Source organism: Candidatus Peregrinibacteria bacterium (genome assembly GCA_016220175.1).
Lineage (GTDB): Bacteria > Patescibacteriota > Gracilibacteria > CAIRYL01 > CAIRYL01 > JACRHZ01.
Genome location: JACRHZ010000011.1, coordinates 1 through 14,890, shown reverse-complemented (window position 1 = coordinate 14,890; position 14,890 = coordinate 1). Strand labels below are relative to the sequence as shown.

The 14,890-nt window shown below is 38.7% G+C and carries 22 protein-coding genes and 2 tRNA genes; 9 read left to right on the top strand and 15 right to left on the bottom strand.

All coding sequences use genetic code 11. The features are described 5' to 3' along the window. Window positions 1-19 precede the first annotated feature (19 nt). From HZA38_01135 to HZA38_01125, 3 genes are all read left to right on the top strand, one after another. Complete coding sequence (locus HZA38_01135) at window positions 20-616, top strand: PrgI family protein (protein MBI5414099.1); 597 nt, start codon at window positions 20-22, stop codon at window positions 614-616. 17 nt (window positions 617-633) lie between these two features. Next, window positions 634-1,335: a hypothetical protein gene (locus HZA38_01130; protein MBI5414098.1), complete on the top strand. Its 702-nt coding sequence runs from the start codon at window positions 634-636 to the stop codon at window positions 1,333-1,335. 93 nt (window positions 1,336-1,428) lie between these two features. Next, a complete protein-coding gene (locus tag HZA38_01125; protein MBI5414097.1) occupies window positions 1,429-1,719 on the top strand; it encodes a hypothetical protein in 291 nt (96 codons plus the stop codon). Between the two features lie 3 nt (window positions 1,720-1,722). Here HZA38_01125 and HZA38_01120 read toward each other — a convergent pair whose 3' ends face one another. The 10 genes from HZA38_01120 to HZA38_01075 form a co-directional block, all read right to left on the bottom strand. Continuing rightward, entirely contained in the window at window positions 1,723-2,922 is a 1,200-nt protein-coding gene (locus HZA38_01120) for a hypothetical protein (protein MBI5414096.1), read from the bottom strand. Continuing rightward, window positions 2,919-4,148: a tryptophan synthase subunit beta gene (gene trpB, locus HZA38_01115; GenBank protein MBI5414095.1), complete on the bottom strand. Its 1,230-nt coding sequence runs from the start codon at window positions 4,146-4,148 to the stop codon at window positions 2,919-2,921. The genes HZA38_01120 and trpB overlap by 4 nt, the downstream gene beginning before the upstream one ends. Beyond that, a complete protein-coding gene (locus HZA38_01110) occupies window positions 4,141-4,353 on the bottom strand; it encodes a type II toxin-antitoxin system HicA family toxin (protein ID MBI5414094.1) in 213 nt (70 codons plus the stop codon). The genes trpB and HZA38_01110 overlap by 8 nt, the downstream gene beginning before the upstream one ends. Then, window positions 4,346-4,570, bottom strand: coding sequence for a type II toxin-antitoxin system HicB family antitoxin (locus HZA38_01105; GenBank protein ID MBI5414093.1), 225 nt, complete (start codon window positions 4,568-4,570; stop codon window positions 4,346-4,348). The genes HZA38_01110 and HZA38_01105 overlap by 8 nt, the downstream gene beginning before the upstream one ends. 58 nt (window positions 4,571-4,628) lie before the next feature. Next, entirely contained in the window at window positions 4,629-5,510 is an 882-nt protein-coding gene (locus HZA38_01100; GenBank protein MBI5414092.1) for a class I SAM-dependent methyltransferase, read from the bottom strand. Window positions 5,511-5,536: 26 nt separating this feature from the next. Beyond that, window positions 5,537-5,623: transfer RNA gene (locus HZA38_01095), tRNA-Leu, on the bottom strand. Window positions 5,624-5,743: 120 nt separating this feature from the next. Next, window positions 5,744-5,818 (bottom strand) — tRNA-Cys (locus tag HZA38_01090). A gap of 15 nt (window positions 5,819-5,833) precedes the next feature. Next, a complete protein-coding gene (locus HZA38_01085; GenBank protein ID MBI5414091.1) occupies window positions 5,834-6,412 on the bottom strand; it encodes a hypothetical protein in 579 nt (192 codons plus the stop codon). A gap of 93 nt (window positions 6,413-6,505) precedes the next feature. Continuing rightward, window positions 6,506-6,895, bottom strand: a complete 390-nt coding sequence (locus HZA38_01080) for an HAD family hydrolase (protein ID MBI5414090.1) — start codon at window positions 6,893-6,895, stop codon at window positions 6,506-6,508. Next, window positions 6,892-7,128, bottom strand: a complete 237-nt coding sequence (locus HZA38_01075) for a hypothetical protein (protein MBI5414089.1) — start codon at window positions 7,126-7,128, stop codon at window positions 6,892-6,894. The genes HZA38_01080 and HZA38_01075 overlap by 4 nt, the downstream gene beginning before the upstream one ends. A gap of 123 nt (window positions 7,129-7,251) precedes the next feature. Between HZA38_01075 and HZA38_01070 the strand changes: the two genes are divergently transcribed. From HZA38_01070 to HZA38_01060, 3 genes are all read left to right on the top strand, one after another. Continuing rightward, complete coding sequence (locus tag HZA38_01070; GenBank protein MBI5414088.1) at window positions 7,252-7,965, top strand: Nif3-like dinuclear metal center hexameric protein; 714 nt, start codon at window positions 7,252-7,254, stop codon at window positions 7,963-7,965. Window positions 7,966-8,073: 108 nt separating this feature from the next. Continuing rightward, entirely contained in the window at window positions 8,074-8,490 is a 417-nt protein-coding gene (locus HZA38_01065) for an FdtA/QdtA family cupin domain-containing protein (protein MBI5414087.1), read from the top strand. A 54-nt stretch (window positions 8,491-8,544) separates the two neighbouring features. Beyond that, window positions 8,545-9,474 (top strand): hypothetical protein, encoded by a 930-nt coding sequence (locus HZA38_01060; protein ID MBI5414086.1) that lies wholly within the window; start codon window positions 8,545-8,547, stop codon window positions 9,472-9,474. Window positions 9,475-9,576: 102 nt separating this feature from the next. Here HZA38_01060 and HZA38_01055 read toward each other — a convergent pair whose 3' ends face one another. After that, window positions 9,577-10,686, bottom strand: a complete 1,110-nt coding sequence (locus tag HZA38_01055; GenBank protein MBI5414085.1) for a sortase — start codon at window positions 10,684-10,686, stop codon at window positions 9,577-9,579. A 281-nt stretch (window positions 10,687-10,967) separates the two neighbouring features. Between HZA38_01055 and HZA38_01050 the strand changes: the two genes are divergently transcribed. Then, a complete protein-coding gene (locus tag HZA38_01050; GenBank protein ID MBI5414084.1) occupies window positions 10,968-12,605 on the top strand; it encodes a hypothetical protein in 1,638 nt (545 codons plus the stop codon). A gap of 14 nt (window positions 12,606-12,619) precedes the next feature. Here HZA38_01050 and HZA38_01045 read toward each other — a convergent pair whose 3' ends face one another. Both HZA38_01045 and HZA38_01040 read right to left on the bottom strand, forming a co-directional pair. After that, a complete protein-coding gene (locus tag HZA38_01045; protein MBI5414083.1) occupies window positions 12,620-13,036 on the bottom strand; it encodes a type II toxin-antitoxin system VapC family toxin in 417 nt (138 codons plus the stop codon). Beyond that, window positions 13,033-13,269 carry an antitoxin gene (locus HZA38_01040; protein ID MBI5414082.1) on the bottom strand — a complete coding sequence of 79 codons (237 nt, stop codon included), beginning with the start codon at window positions 13,267-13,269 and terminating at the stop codon, window positions 13,033-13,035. Before HZA38_01040 ends, HZA38_01045 begins: the two co-directional genes overlap by 4 nt. Before the next feature lie 289 nt (window positions 13,270-13,558). On the opposite strand from HZA38_01040, the gene HZA38_01035 reads away from it, so the two are divergent. Together HZA38_01035 and HZA38_01030 are read left to right on the top strand one after the other, a co-directional pair. Further along, window positions 13,559-13,795, top strand: coding sequence for a type II toxin-antitoxin system RelB/DinJ family antitoxin (locus tag HZA38_01035; GenBank protein MBI5414081.1), 237 nt, complete (start codon window positions 13,559-13,561; stop codon window positions 13,793-13,795). Then, window positions 13,792-14,070 (top strand): type II toxin-antitoxin system YafQ family toxin, encoded by a 279-nt coding sequence (locus HZA38_01030; GenBank protein MBI5414080.1) that lies wholly within the window; start codon window positions 13,792-13,794, stop codon window positions 14,068-14,070. The genes HZA38_01035 and HZA38_01030 overlap by 4 nt, the downstream gene beginning before the upstream one ends. Window positions 14,071-14,077: 7 nt before the next feature. Here HZA38_01030 and HZA38_01025 read toward each other — a convergent pair whose 3' ends face one another. Together HZA38_01025 and HZA38_01020 are read right to left on the bottom strand one after the other, a co-directional pair. Next, complete coding sequence (locus tag HZA38_01025) at window positions 14,078-14,680, bottom strand: hypothetical protein (protein MBI5414079.1); 603 nt, start codon at window positions 14,678-14,680, stop codon at window positions 14,078-14,080. A gap of 100 nt (window positions 14,681-14,780) precedes the next feature. Continuing rightward, a partial coding sequence (locus HZA38_01020) for an IS30 family transposase (GenBank protein ID MBI5414078.1) occupies window positions 14,781-14,890 on the bottom strand: 110 nt, incomplete at its 5' end.

Sequence of the window (14,890 nt, the reverse complement as noted above, 5' to 3'; positions counted from 1 at the left end):
ATGGTTACGATCAAAAACAATGCTCCAATACAAAATTCCAGCGGATGTTCAGATTGAGGACAAAATTATTGGTCCTCTCACACTGAAGCAACTTCTCATTCTCGCGGCAGGCGGCGGAATTTCATATACTATTTTTTTGATACTTTCGGATTCATATTTTCTCGGAATTATCGACTATGTATTTATTTGTATTCCATTTTTTCTTTCGCTCGCCTTTGCCTTTTTGAGGATAAATGATGTGAGTTTTTTGAAATGGGCACTTCTTCTTTACGAATACAATCATAATGCTCGGAGAAGGTGGTGGGATAAATCCGTTACGACAAAGCTCCATTACACATTTGTAACAGCGAAAGTCGGAAATGATCAAAAAGCAAAAGATCAGGAAAAATCTGCGAAATCTGAGGAAGAACAAAAACAGGCAAAAATACAGGACAAAACTTCGCTCGAAAAGCTCACAATGATTTTGGATCACCAATCGGCTTTTTCGGATGAAGAAAAAAATCTCCCCGGTGATCATAATGATGACACAGGGCTTCATCTTTCAGCGCTGGAGAAAGAGAGACACGAAGTACGTCTTTCTCATGCCATTGCAGCATCTCAACTCAAACACGCATAATTATTTTTCCTTTTCTTATGAATGATACGAGTGTACGAAATAAAAAAAATACGGGAACAATGCATAGTTCCGCACTGTATCTTCCCATTGCGGAAATAAAAGATGGAGTCGTGGTGCTTAAAAATGGTGGCGTGAGAGCTGTGCTCCAAACCTCAAGTGTGAATTTTAATCTCAAGTCTGAAGCAGAGCAGAATTCACTTATTTATGCGTATCAGGGATTTTTGAATACATTGGAATTTCCGATTCAGGTGCTCGTGAGATCACGAAAACTCGACATTGATCACTATCTCGATAAGCTCAAGGATATCGCGACGAAACAGCAAAATCATCTCCTGCAAAAGCAGACGCTCGAATATCACGATTACATTAAAAAGCTCGTGGAATACGCGGATATTATGGAAAAAAAGTTTTTTGTGATTGTTCCGTATGATCCATTCCGTTCGCAGAATAAGGGGATTATTCGAAAATTTTTGGACTATATTTCTCCAGAAGATTCTTTTCCAAAAATCAGGGAGCGTCATCGGGAATTTGAAAATCAGAAAAAAGGTCTGATACAGAGAGTAAATGTGGTGAAAGTAGGACTCGAAAATTGCAATCTTCAGGTGGAACAACTGAGCACGCAGCAACTTGTTGAGCTTTTCTACCAGATTTATAATCCAGAACTTTCGCGAAATCAAAAAATTTCGGAAGTGGAAAATTATGATATTTTGCCGAATTAAAGGGATTTTTTAGAATGTTGATCAAAAAAAGTGATCGATGCTGCTTGACAAAATCAAAAAAACGAGGAAAATGAATAAAATTTATATTTTTTTATGCCAAATCAAAGTCATTTACTAGAAGGACTGAGGAGATTGGAGCAAAATGCGGCAGGAGTCGGAGAGAGTCAAGGCGGCGGGTGGTGGGAATGGGGGAAAGAACTTCTTAGCGGAGGTGGAGGAACACTCTCTGACACATGTAGGGGAGACGTGGAAGCTCTCTTTGAGAATGGATCTGATCCTCTAAATCGTTTATCAGAAGGAGTAAGAGCGCGAGTGCAGCGGAGATTAAGTCGTGAGTTAGAATTGAAGAACGTTAAAGAAAGCTATGGTATTGATATGAAATAAAGGCTACTTCATTAGCGACATGAAGAGGCTTCTGTTACGGGATACGGGAGAGCCAGTTTTTGCAACGTTCATTTCTCCTAAAATCGTCACCAAATACATTCCCCACACCGGAATAAGATAATTTGCTCCTTCCCATTTTGCAAAATCAAAACCAACATTTCGAAGTTCGCCAAAAGAAATTAAGAAAAGTGGTAGAAAAAGGAGAAGAAGCGGGAGAATATTTTTGTAAGCAAATTGGATTTTCGGATGTGTGTACAAATACAGAGAAAGAGCTCCAATACCAATTTCCAAAATTCCGCCAAGCGCCATAAGATCATATCCAACACTTCTTTCGCCTCTCGAGAAAAGATGGAGCGGATCATAATTTGATGACAATTCAAAAAATATGAAATGGAAAAGAAGCGCGGTAATGAGAGAAGTAACGAAGAAAAGAAATGCACGCTTTGTGAACGGAATTATCAGAGCAAAAATACATGGAAGAATAAGAAAGAGAATTCGAGATGTTGAGATAATTCCGACAAATATCGCAATGAATAGAAGCGTAAGAATTCGCGTTTCTTTCGTAATATTTTTCGTCATAAGAAAAAAAATCCCGATCGCGAAAGATATGGAAACAAGATCATGACCAACGCCAGTCAACGTCCAAAATATCGTGCTCATCGAGAGAGTTATTAGCACAAACACAACAGGAAAATGATGATGAGACTTTTTCCAAATCATCCATAAAAAAATTCCCAGCCAAATGGGAGTGATGAGAAAATAGAGTCCGGAAAGAGAGAGAGGGGAGTTTAAGAGAATCCATCCGGGACCTGGAGAAATTGGCGCGCCATCATACAAAGTGGCGTTATACATTCCCGCACCATCAAAAAAAGATTGTGCAGAAAGAATCATTGCATCATCTGCCGTGGAATCTCTCCTAAAAGATTTGAGTGAATTGCTCCAATCGAGAACTTGAAATGTAAATGCGGACATTATGAGGAGATATACAATTCCGCAAAGAAAAATTATTTTGGAAGGGACTTTTTCGATGAATGTGATAACGACATTTCGAAAGAGCACATAAAATACAACTCCTCCAGAGATAAGGTACAAAAAGGCAAAAAGCTCAGGAAAAGGAAACCAGTGGTACACGTTTCTAAAACTCGGAACAATAAAAATGACGAGAAATAGACACAGAGAGATGAAGAATTTTTTCTGGTTCATGTTTTGCTTTTCAAAAACTCCTTCCATCCTTCATCTTTGAGCGCTTCTGCAATCAAAAAAATGTCCTTGTCTCCGCGTCCACTCTGATTCACGATAATAATTTCATCTGATTTCATCATTGGCGCACGTTTTATGGCTTCCACCCAGGCATGTGCACTTTCAAGCGCCGGAATCATTCCTTCTTCCCTCATCACGAGTTTCAGCGTTTCCAGAACTTCTTCATCACACGCAAATGTATATTCCACACGTTTGAGATCGTGGAGATATGCGTGTTCTGGACCAATTCCTGCATAATCAAGCCCCGCAGAAATCGAATGCGTTGGAGCGATTTGTCCATCGTCATCTTGAAGGAAAATGCTTTTGTATCCTTGAACGACAGCAACACGAGCATTTTTTCCAGCAAATCTCGCGGCATGTTCATTTCCCTGAATTCCTTTTCCTCCAGCTTCAACTCCGATGAGCTTCACGGATTTTTCTTCAAGAAAATCAGTGAAAATTCCAATGGAATTTGATCCACCTCCAACGCAGGCAATGATCATTTCTGGCAACTTTCCTTCCATTTCTAAAATTTGCTGTTTTGCTTCCCGTCCAATAATTCGCTGAAATTCACGCACCATTTCGGGAAATGGATACGGACCAAGCGCTGATCCAATAATATAGTGCGTACTCTGAACATTGGTAATCCAATCTCGAAGTGCCTCATTCGTCGCATCTTTGAGCGTTTTTGTTCCGGTAAGCACTGGAACAACTTCTGTCCCGAGCCGTTCCATCCAAAACACGTTTGGTCTCTGCCTTGCGACGTCAATTTCTCCCATGTACACGGTGCAGTCGAATCCAAATCGTGCTGAAACCGTTGCAACGGCAAGGCCATTTTGCCCGGCTCCGGTTTCGGTAATGACCCGCTTCTTTCCCATTCGTTTTACGAGAAGAGCTTGTCCAAGAGCATTATTAATTTTATGTGCTCCTGTGTGATTCAAATCCTCACGCTTTACGTAAATTTTTGCGCCACCAAGTTTTTTGGTGATATTCTCCGCAAAATACAGTGGAGAAGGTCTTCCCACATATGTTTTTGCATAATAATCAAACTCCTTCCAAAATTTTGGATCGGTTTTTACTTCATTCCATACTTTTTCCGTTTCTGTAAGAGCAGGAAGCAGAACTTCTGGAGCGAATCGTCCGCCGTACTCACCAAAATGGCCGCTATGATGTTCTGATAATTTATTCATCATTTCCAAGTAATCCTGCCATTTTCAAAATTGATCGAGCAGTTCCAATAGGAAGATCTTTTTTATGGCAGGGGACAACTACGCGTTGAAGAGTTTTTGCATTATAAAAAACTTTATGGCTTCCTTTCTGTCGATCCTCCATAAATCCATTTATTTTTAAAATTCTGATAATTTCCTCCGGTGTATACACGGGGAATTTAGACATGATCGTAATTTACGGATGTATAAAAAGATTCAGTATCGTCATGAATCTTTTCCGAATGTTTCTCAACACTTTCGAGGTACACATGAATTGCTTCTTTTATGAGTTCCTTCCCATCTTCAATAGATTCTGCCCAAGTAAGACATCCGGGAAGGCTTGGAACGAGAACAGTATATCCGCCCTCAGGTTCTGGTCGAAAAAGTAAATGAAAAGTGTACATAATAATGAAAATAAACAGAATCTTCTGAGAGCATCATATCAAAAATTCTCTTCATCATTCAATCCTTCTTTCCCATCTTTTCCCACACTCCAATTTGCGTATTCACAAAAAGTTCATTCAGAACAGGAAGTTTTCCGAGTTTATTCAATGGAAATCTCCTGAGTGTTCGAAATTCTTCATACACCACTCGAAATAAATCATTTTCTAGGAATTTTTTTCGAATATTCATAAATTTCCTTCTCGTGATTCCATTCAGATAGGTAAACGCCTCTTTTCCGTTCGAATTTTTTCCAATCCGAAATCCGATACGATCTTTTGCGTCAGGATATTTTGTTACTGCTGTTTTATAGAGTTCAACACGAAATGATTCGGTAGTGATGAGATGAAGCCATGGAATCGGAATCACATCCCATATATGATGTCCAAAAAAATGATAATATGGTTCAAAATTAAAGAGAAGGAGCCCGCCACACTTTAAAACTCGGTGACATTCGTGGAACAGATTTTCTGTATTTGGAATATGTTCAAGCGCGTCGTGAAGAACAATGTAATCAACACTTTCGGTATCGAGTTTTGTATCAAGTGCATCTCCCACTCGAAAATCACAAAATTCTTCTACGGAGTGTTCTTTTGCGCAAGTTTTCGCTTGTTCAATAAAATGTGGAGAAATATCGATCCCGATAATTTTTGCGCCATATTTTTCCGCAAACCAAACTCCTTTTCCTCCCGCTCCACACGCGAGATCAAGAACTGTCTTTCCTCGGAGGGAATGAAAATCAATTGCATTTTTGTAATACTTCCAAATCTCCTCTGCTCCTTTATATTCAAAATCAGAGTAATTAAGCCTCATAATCCCATTTTTCGCTGTGTTAAAAGGATGAGGAGGCTGCGGAAATTTTTTCCCAAGCCAAAGAAAGAGCGAAATAAGAGGATTTTTCATTCAGAAAATATGGAAGGGGAAATATGTGGTGCCGAGGGCGGGAATTGAACCCGCATGAGATATTCTCTCAAAGGATTTTAAGTCCTTCGCGTCTACCATTTCGCCACCTCGGCGTGCAAAAATATTCATCAGAGGTCCCGCACCACTCACTCCGTTCGTGTGCGGGACATTGGATCTTCGGACTCATTTCCTCATCCGCTTCGCGGATTTGTCATTCGTCTCGAATTCACCAATGGAGGCGACGGGCGGATTCGAACCGCCGCGTAAGAGCTTTGCAGGCTCCTGCCTTACCACTTGGCCACGTCGCCATGATGATGAAAAGATCAACTCGCTTCTCTAAACGCAAAACTCTTTACGATACTTTTTATGAATTCTTTTTGATTCGCCTCAGCATCAAGAGGAGTTACCGCGCTGACAACATATCCCATATCATTCTTTGCAACAAAAAGATGGAACCATTCTCGTACATCTCCTGAAAGAGATTCTTTTCCCCGAAACTGCAAAAATATTGCTTTGTTTCCCTGAATATCAATATCTTCTTCGCTCACAGATTCATAGTTTACAATTTCCTGTTCTGTTTTTTGTACAGCAGCCTTTGCGTACTGAATTGAAGAAGTATTTTCCGGCAATTTCTCTTTCCCCACGCCCACAAGTGCAAAATTAAGTTGAGCTCCCCACGGTTCTACTGACCTCATGAGCAAAATGACATCTGAAGGGATAGCGTCTGGACGGTCTGTTCTGTCAATGAGCTCCCAAGAGGGTGGTTTTTTTAGAGAAATACCCTGAAGTGAAATCGATTCGAGTTCTGTATCACCAGGAATTTGATATTCTGGAGATCCACCACCACATCCCGCAAATATGAGCAAAGCACCGAGAAGAGAAGCAGAAAGGAATGGCTTCATATGAATGCAAAAAGCGCACTGGATTCTTGCAGATTTTCCGCTCGAGAGCAAGGGGAAGTCAGTAGTCTAGTTGTCAGGAACCAGTTATCAGTTTCATTGCATCAGTTCACAAAAAGATGGTACGACAACATCGGCTTCATGAAAATCTCGGTGTATTCCACGATCAATTGCAACAACAGTCATTCCTGCATTTTTTCCCGACAAAATTCCCGTGGCAGAATCTTCAAAAATAAGACATTTTTTGGCAGAAACTTGGAGTATTTCAGCTGCTTTGAGATATAAATCTCCTTCTGGTTTTCCCCTGAGCGGAGGCTCATAGTTCACAATTACATCAAAATATTGTCGTAGGGGAAGAGCTTGCAGAGTAAGATCAAGTTCCCAACCGACACAGTTCGTTACCAGAGCTCGTGGAATAGAAAAGTATGCAGTAATAAACTGAATTGCATCTTCATGAAACGAAATAGGACGTGGAGTTTTCGTCATGAGTATTCTATTTTTTCCAAAAATTTTTCGATAAGTTCTTCGCTCACACCTTTCAAAGTTGTTCTCAAAAAGTTTTTAAGTGGCGCACCGGGAGGAATAAAAAGATTCTCATATCCGAGTTCTTCCCCGGTTTTTTTTACGCATTCAACAAAGTGTCGATCACTTCCGTCAACAAATGTTCCATCGAGATCGAAGAGAAACGCATCAAATTTTTTGAGATCAATTTTTGGCACGAAATTCAAAAAAATGTGTGGAGATTGTATCAAATTATTGCCAATCCCTTAAATTTTCGAGACAATTCCCCTGATTTTTCCAGAACAAAAATGTCCGAGCGTGATGATATCTTTCACTTTTGCATGGAACTTCTGAATGTTCATGAAGTTGATGATGCGTGGTGTGAAAATGGACTTCAAGTAGAAGGGGCAGAAAATGTAAAAAAAATAGCGCTGGGAGTTTCCGCGAGTGCAAAATTTCTGCAAGATGCGTCAGATTGGGGAGCGGAAATGTGCATCGTTCATCATGGACTTTTTTGGGGAAAAGGTGAAACGAAAATTGTCGGAATTCTCAAAAAACGACTTCAGATTCTTCTTTCCAAAAATATTTCTCTTCTCAATTTTCATATTCCGCTCGATGCTCATGCGGAAGTGGGAAATAATGCAGGACTTATTGAAGTGCTTCATCTCAAGAACCAAAAACCAGTGAATTGCGGATTTATCGCAGAACTGGAAAAACCAATGTCATTTGGCGCATTTGTTGATCTGGTGGAAGAAAAAATAGGAAAAGTGCTTCTTGCGGAGCATTTTTCTGGCGTTCCCGTGAAAAAAGTAGGAGTAATTTCAGGCGGAGCTGCGGATTTTGCAATCGAAGTCAAAGCTGAAGGAGCCGACACTTTTCTTTTTGGTGAAATGAATGAGCACCATTATCACGATCTTAAGGAAATGGAACTCAGTTTCGTTGCCGCTGGACATTATGCGACGGAAAAACTTGGCGTTCAGCGACTGGGAAAGAGAATCGCAGAGCATTTTTCTGATGTAGAAGTGAAATTTTTTGAAGAAAACTGCCCAATTTAATTGAAAATTTTGAATGTAAAATTTTAAAATAAATTCTAATTTATAAATTTTAAACATTACAATTTGAGATTTATTTTTACATTTTAAATTTTACATTCAAAATTTAATATGCCTTCTTCTTTCTTCGAACTCACACTTCCGAAATTTTCAGAACAAAATGGAACACTTGTCCCGACAGAATTCGATGAAAAATTTCCATTCAAAGTGAAACGCGTGTATTTTCTGAAAAATGTTCCACAAAATACAACTCGCGGAGCACATTGCCATCATATCGAAGAAGAAGTATTTGTCTGCATTCAGGGAAAATGCCGTGCGCTGATTGATGCCGATGGAAAAGGAAAACAAGAAATTTGGCTCGATTCTCCAGAAAAAGCAATTTATGTGGGAACAAAGGTATGGCATGAGTTTGACTCATTTTCAGAAGATGCAGTTCTTCTCGCTTTCTCATCGACGCATTATCTGCCAGGAAAGGAAAACTACGAGTCGGATTATGAAAATTTTACTACACTCTTTTCGAAAATATAAATCCAATTTTATTGAAATTTCTCAATTCAAAATTTAAAATTTAAAATTTTCCCCATGAGTCGCTACCTCTCGCCAAAACTCGTCATCGCTGAAGCTTGGGAAATTACCAGAGAATATAAAAAAGAACTTTTTTGGTATGGATTTATTCCTGCGTTTTTTGGAGTGATTGTGGGAACCGTATACATCTCATATCAAATCGTTTCTTTTCGTCATTTTTTTCTCGGAGATCAAGATCAAATTCAGTACTTCCAAATTTTTCAAAATGTCTGGGATTATCTTAAATCGGGAAATGCGCCGCTGGGATTCATTATCGCCGGTGTGATCATCGTCCTCCTTGGATACATTTTTTCCCCCGTACTTTGTACCGGATCTCTTATTTTTCTCATCGAGAGAATAAAAAAGGGAGAACCTCCGGAAAAGGGCGTCCCCGCCGGACTCTTTAGTTTTCTTTATATTTTTGAATACGGCGCCATTAAAAATGCAGTTTCACCAAAAACATTTATCACAGAAAGCTCATTTATGCTCCGAAATCTGAAAACTGGTTTTTTTGTCCTCATCTCTCCACTTCTCGGATTTTTCATGATTCTCGGGATTATCGCCCTTTTTCTTTTTGCTTACGTCCCGCAAAGTATCGTTCTTCAAAAAAGAGGACTCATGCCGAGTATCGGGAAATCTACGCGTCTTTCTTGCACCTATTTCACTGAAACGCTCGGTTTGTTTCTTCTTTTCCTTCTCATTGAACTCAGGATTCTTCTGAATATCGTGATTATTCTTGTTCTTCCGTTTGTGGTTATTGGAATTACCGGACTTTTTTCAAGTACTTTACTTTCTGGAGTAGGAATTACTATTACGCTCATCGTTGGTCTTGTTCTCATCACCATTACCGCGATGATTTCTGGAACACTTGAAATTTTCTCAACGGCAATCTGGACCATTGCATTTCACACTCTTACTGGTGATGAAGAAAAGCAGACGGAACTCTAAAAAATCGCAAAACTCAAAGAAAAGATAATAGAGTTTTGCACTTTGAACTTTCTCTGCTCTTTCGAAAACGAAATGGGATACAAGGTCTCGTGACATATTCTTTTATTTCACTGGCTTTGCAACAAGTACTAATCTACTTTCCGTAGTTCCCACGGGATAACACGTGAGCAAAGTTGATATTTCTTTATCTTTTGGTTGGCTGAGAACGCTGGTTTCCTGAGGAGCCACAATTTTCCGTTCAGTAATCTCATAGTCGTATCGATGTTGTTTAAAGTATACGGTATAGGTGTCTCCAACATCCAGCTTTCCGAGAAGTGCAAAAACATCCTTATATTTGCCAGCTGACCACGGATAATATGAAGAATGTCCGGTAATCACAAAATTTCCTATGTTTCCCGGTTCTGCTGTAGATGGATAATGTATTACGCCATCCTCAAGTCCTTTTTGAATATCTTTCTCGAGCTGGCTCCAGTTATCGCTTAAAAGTGATTTGATGCCCACATTGTCGACAATAGGAATGTTTTTCCCAATTTTAGGGATAATAATTCGATTGTCTGGGGAAATAATGGGAATATCAAATGATCGAAGTTCAGAAGAAGTAAATCTTTCAATTCCCGCAACAGGAAGAAGAGGGATATGCGACGCTAAAAAAGATGGTTTTTTCGTAACACGAAAGAGATTTTCGGCCGCATTTTGAAGTACTTCTGGATGGAGATAATCGCTGAGGATTTGAGAATATGCTGGATAATTGAGTGCAGTAAGAGTGATAACAAAAATAAAAGCAGTCGTAGCAAGTAATTTGAATGCTTGCGGTACGAATTTTGTAAATCGTGCTTTTGAAAGACCAAATCGTGATTTTTGTATTCCTGTTTTTTGTGAAAGTGCCACATATATTTGCTTTCGAATTTCATTTCTTTTTTGAGGAATAGAATAGGGAGTTGTTTGCTGAAAAGTCTTCAAATTTTGGGTTTGTACATTTTGGATTTTTCCCGCCTGTAGAGGCTGCATTTTCGCATTATCTGAAATGGTCTCTATTTTTGGCAGAATATTAATTTGTGGCGTATGCACTGGAGTACTCCTCTGATCTTCCTTTTGAGAAATCATGTGTAGAGAAGAATTCGAAAGATCAATTTTTGATTTTCTGCTGCGGAGATCAATCGGAATTCCCGAAGAAGAACTTTGCGCGCTATTTTGCTGAAAATTTTGATCCATAATGAAACTGATGTTCCATACAAAGTGAGTTCTAATGATACTCATTTACTAATTTTTGTCAAGTTTTTCGAGTATCCTCCTCACATCTCATTATTGTACCACGATTTCATCTTTAGGAGAAGTGGTTTTCTTCAGAAATTGTGAGAATTATGCACGGGAGAATTATTATAAAATACAACTGTCCACGGCGGGCAGTTTGATATATTCTTTCTGCGTCACGATATTTTCATTTCAAATGTCTGCCCACATTTTATTCCACTGTAAACACCTAATTTTTTGATATGACCCACACATGCAATAAATGCGGTATTCCTTTTGAAATTCGTGATGAAGATCGAAAATTCTATGCGCAATTTGATATGCAGGGTCCCGAAATGTGCCCAGAGTGTCGTCTTCAACATCGCCTTAATTTTCGAAATGAAAGGATTCTCTACAAACGAAAAAGTTCTCTTTCGGGGAAGCCGATTATTTCCATCTATCACGATCAGCATCGGTATCCGGTGTATGCAGTTGATGAATGGTGGGGAGACAAATGGGACGCTCTCGATTATGGACAAGATTTTGATTTTCGTCGTTCATTCTTTGAGCAATTTCAAGAATTACTGCTCAAAGTTCCCCGAATTGCTCTTTTTAACGTGAATCCAGAAAATAGCGATTATTGTCAGCAGGCGTACAATAATCGGAATTGCTATCTCTGCACAGTCGTAAAAGACTCGGAGGATTCTCAATATCTGACGCACACGAACAAAGCGAAGGATTCATATGATTGCAGTCATACTCAAAATATTCAGCTTTCGTATGAATGTTTGGATAGTGACAAACTCTACGAATGTATTGAATGTCAGGGATGTCAAAATTCCCATAATCTTTCCTATTGTTACGATTGCATTGGATGCAGCGATTCTCTTGGATGTTCAGGGCTCAGAAATAAGAAATATCATATTTTCAATAAGCCGTATTCTAAGGAAGAATATACTCAAAAAATTACTTCACTCGAGCTTCGCAAATATTCGAATTATCAGAAATATAAAAATCACTTTAAAAACATCGCGATGAAAGCAATTCATCGGCCTGATTGGAATCTGAATACCGATGAGTGTATAGGGAATTACCTCATTAATTCAAAAAATAGCTACCAGTGTTTTGATGCTTTTGAAATACAAGATTGTGCGTATTCAACATGGATATTTGAGAGTAGGGATTGCTCTGATATTTATGGAATGGGAACGAGTAACTATGTGTATTCGTCAGTGGGAGTCGAGAACCTCAATAACTGTGCTTTTTGTACGTTTGTGTCGGACAGCAATGACGTAATGTATAGCGATCTCTGTTTTTATTCGAGTGATCTTTTTGGCTGTGTGAGCCTCAGAAAAAAGAAACATTGCATTCTCAATAAGCAATATTCTCCTGAAGAATACGTCGCGCTCAAGGCAAAAATTATCGAACATATGAAAAAAACAGCGGAATGGGGAAAGTTTTTTCCCGTATCGCTGTCTTCATACGCGTACAATGAAACCGTGGCGCAGGAATATTTTCCTCTTTCAGAGCAGGAAATTTTGGCGCAAGGATTTTTATGGAGGAATGAGAACATGAAAGAATATCAGCCCGCATCAATTTTGATTCCAGATGATATTCTTGAAGCCAAAGACGATATTCTGAGCGGAATTCTTTCCTGTGAAACATGCAAAAAAAATTATAAAATCACTTCTCCGGAACTCAAATTCTATAGAAATTTACAAATTCCAATTCCTCATAAATGCCCGTATTGCAGGTACATGGACCGATTCCACCTCCGAAATCCTCGAGGACTTCATGAAAGAACGTGCGGAAAGTGCGAAAAGAGAATTTTGACGACGTATGGAATGGAACGATCAGAAAGAGTGTATTGTGAATCTTGTTATCTTCAGGAGATTAATTGATGCGAACACAGCATCTACTCTCTCGCCCAATTTTCCACTTTTAACCCGGGAATTCGGCAAAATTCCTTCTCATTATTTGTCACCAATATCAAGTTTTGAGAGAGCGCGTGTGCGGCAATGAGCAAATCAATTCCTCCAATCATTTTTCCTTTTTCTTCTAAATATGCTCGTATTTTCCCGTAAGAATATGCCGCATTTTCGTCAAAAGGGAGAATCGAAATGATATTTAAGAATTTAGAAAGTGAAATACGATTTTTAGAAATGAATAAGCTTTTGTGAATTCCATATTCTAATTCCGAAAGAGTCAACGTCGATATTGCTAAGAAATCACTCTGCTCCCCAGAGCAAATGTCATGGAATTTTTTAAAGACATTTTGCGGATGTTTATTGATCGTATAAATGCAGATATTGGTATCGAGGAGATATTTCATTCGAAGAAAATAGATCTTTCTTGAGTTGGCGGCTGATTTCTCTCTTTCATGAAGTCATCGGAAAAACCATAAATACCTTCGAGCATTATTTTCCACGGATCTTTCTTCTTGGGCAAAATTATCACCATATCTTCAAATCTTTTAATATAGACTTCCTTTCCCTTAAACTGAAATTCTTTGGGAAGACGAATCGCCTGACTATTGCCATTTTGAAAGAGTTTTGCAGTTTTCATGGTATTAAAATAATATATACTAGTATATATACTTTTTCACGATATTTCAAGTAAATAAAAAAATATGACTCGTAGCAAATATAGATGGAAAAGTTCATGATTCAAGAGGAGTTTTTTTTTGGTATTCTAAAAAGATGGCTTATTTTCAACAAAAAATAAAGAATCTCTTCTGTCGTCGGACCTCGTCGACACAAAATGCACTACAATTTCCTTGATTTTTTTCTGAAAAATAGTATATACTAATAACATACTTAACATATACCATATGACTACAATTTTTTCTCTCAAAATGGACAAAAACATAAAAGAAGAAGCACAAAAATTGGCTCAAGAACTTGGTTTGTCTCTTAGTGCTGTGATAAAAATGCTTCTCAAGGAATTTGTCAGAACAAAAGAATTACATGTAAGAATTAAAAAAATCCCGCCACATCTCGAAAAGAAATGGGAAAAAGATATACAAGAGGCACGAAAAAATGGAAAGAGGTACTCTGACACAGAGGAACTTCTTTCTGATTTGAAAAAATGATATACCAGATTATTTTTACAAAACCATTTAAAAAACAGTTCAAGAAATATCAATATCACCAGAAACTCGAACTTAAAATTACAGAAGCTTTGACCTTGATACAGCGTGGAGAGCCTCTTCCCCGAAAGTACAAGGAACACCCATTACAAGGGGAAAGACGAAAGCTTCTCGAATGTCATATTTGTCCAGATCTTTTACTCGTGTACTTTCGTGATGAGCAGGAAAGGAATATATACATGGTATCAATCGGAAGCCACAACGAAATTTTTGGTTGAAAATTCTTTATTGCTGCCCCTCCTTCTTTTCTCTGAGATCTTTTAACTCCTGGAGAGCAGGAGGAAGAACAAATGGAGGGGGAGTGGTTTTTGGTGCATTTTTGAATATGTCCTCCACCACTTTCTCAAATTCTTCTCCCGGATTGCACTCTTCCCGTATGAGCGCCATAAGTTCAGGGAGGAACGATGGATCATTCCGGAGCGGTTCAACTGCTTTCATAAACTCATCATTGTTTTTATAACCGCTACCCGCGAGGACATTATTCGTTCGAGTTGTAAGTTCAGCGGCTCTCACCTTCGCCTCCACCGAATTTGCCTTTGGTAATTTTGCGATTGCAAGTGTTTCATTAAAAATGCACATCAGTTCCGCATATACCTCAGGAATCGTCTTTGGTTCTACAAATGATCCATCCCCCTTCCATGGGTCAACTTTTGAAGTATCGCCTTCAGCATTTTTTTCCGAATCTGTTTCAAGATTTTCCTCAGAATTTGCATTTTCTCCAGAAATTTCAGTATTACCTTTTTCTTTCTGAGCAGGTTTCTCCTGAGAGAAAAGAGCACATGAGGAAAGGGAAACAAGACACGCAAGGAGAACAAGAAGTTTTTTCATATTTTTTACAAAAAAGTGCAGGAAGAAATTACATGATGTTTTTCATATTTGCAATTTTTTCATGTGGATTGGGAAAATTCAAGGATTATAAGCACCACCCCTAGAGGAGATCAGAAATGACTTCATTTGGAGTACGATATCGAAGTGATTTTCTTGGTCTGTCGTTGAGTTTTTCTTGTACTGCATAGATTTTTTCTTCTGATACTTTGG

Coding starts and splice junctions, on each gene's coding strand:
- HZA38_01135 (MBI5414099.1), top strand. CDS start 20: ATGCTCCAATACAAAATTCCAGCGGATGTTCAGATTGAGGACAAAATT.
- HZA38_01130 (MBI5414098.1), top strand. CDS start 634: ATGAATGATACGAGTGTACGAAATAAAAAAAATACGGGAACAATGCAT.
- HZA38_01125 (MBI5414097.1), top strand. CDS start 1,429: ATGCCAAATCAAAGTCATTTACTAGAAGGACTGAGGAGATTGGAGCAA.
- HZA38_01120 (MBI5414096.1), bottom strand. CDS start 2,922: ATGAACCAGAAAAAATTCTTCATCTCTCTGTGTCTATTTCTCGTCATT.
- trpB (MBI5414095.1), bottom strand. CDS start 4,148: ATGAATAAATTATCAGAACATCATAGCGGCCATTTTGGTGAGTACGGC.
- HZA38_01110 (MBI5414094.1), bottom strand. CDS start 4,353: ATGTCTAAATTCCCCGTGTATACACCGGAGGAAATTATCAGAATTTTA.
- HZA38_01105 (MBI5414093.1), bottom strand. CDS start 4,570: ATGTACACTTTTCATTTACTTTTTCGACCAGAACCTGAGGGCGGATAT.
- HZA38_01100 (MBI5414092.1), bottom strand. CDS start 5,510: ATGAAAAATCCTCTTATTTCGCTCTTTCTTTGGCTTGGGAAAAAATTT.
- HZA38_01085 (MBI5414091.1), bottom strand. CDS start 6,412: ATGAAGCCATTCCTTTCTGCTTCTCTTCTCGGTGCTTTGCTCATATTT.
- HZA38_01080 (MBI5414090.1), bottom strand. CDS start 6,895: ATGACGAAAACTCCACGTCCTATTTCGTTTCATGAAGATGCAATTCAG.
- HZA38_01070 (MBI5414088.1), top strand. CDS start 7,252: ATGGAACTTCTGAATGTTCATGAAGTTGATGATGCGTGGTGTGAAAAT.
- HZA38_01065 (MBI5414087.1), top strand. CDS start 8,074: ATGCCTTCTTCTTTCTTCGAACTCACACTTCCGAAATTTTCAGAACAA.
- HZA38_01060 (MBI5414086.1), top strand. CDS start 8,545: ATGAGTCGCTACCTCTCGCCAAAACTCGTCATCGCTGAAGCTTGGGAA.
- HZA38_01055 (MBI5414085.1), bottom strand. CDS start 10,686: ATGGATCAAAATTTTCAGCAAAATAGCGCGCAAAGTTCTTCTTCGGGA.
- HZA38_01050 (MBI5414084.1), top strand. CDS start 10,968: ATGACCCACACATGCAATAAATGCGGTATTCCTTTTGAAATTCGTGAT.
- HZA38_01045 (MBI5414083.1), bottom strand. CDS start 13,036: ATGAAATATCTCCTCGATACCAATATCTGCATTTATACGATCAATAAA.
- HZA38_01040 (MBI5414082.1), bottom strand. CDS start 13,269: ATGAAAACTGCAAAACTCTTTCAAAATGGCAATAGTCAGGCGATTCGT.
- HZA38_01035 (MBI5414081.1), top strand. CDS start 13,559: ATGGACAAAAACATAAAAGAAGAAGCACAAAAATTGGCTCAAGAACTT.
- HZA38_01030 (MBI5414080.1), top strand. CDS start 13,792: ATGATATACCAGATTATTTTTACAAAACCATTTAAAAAACAGTTCAAG.
- HZA38_01025 (MBI5414079.1), bottom strand. CDS start 14,680: ATGAAAAAACTTCTTGTTCTCCTTGCGTGTCTTGTTTCCCTTTCCTCA.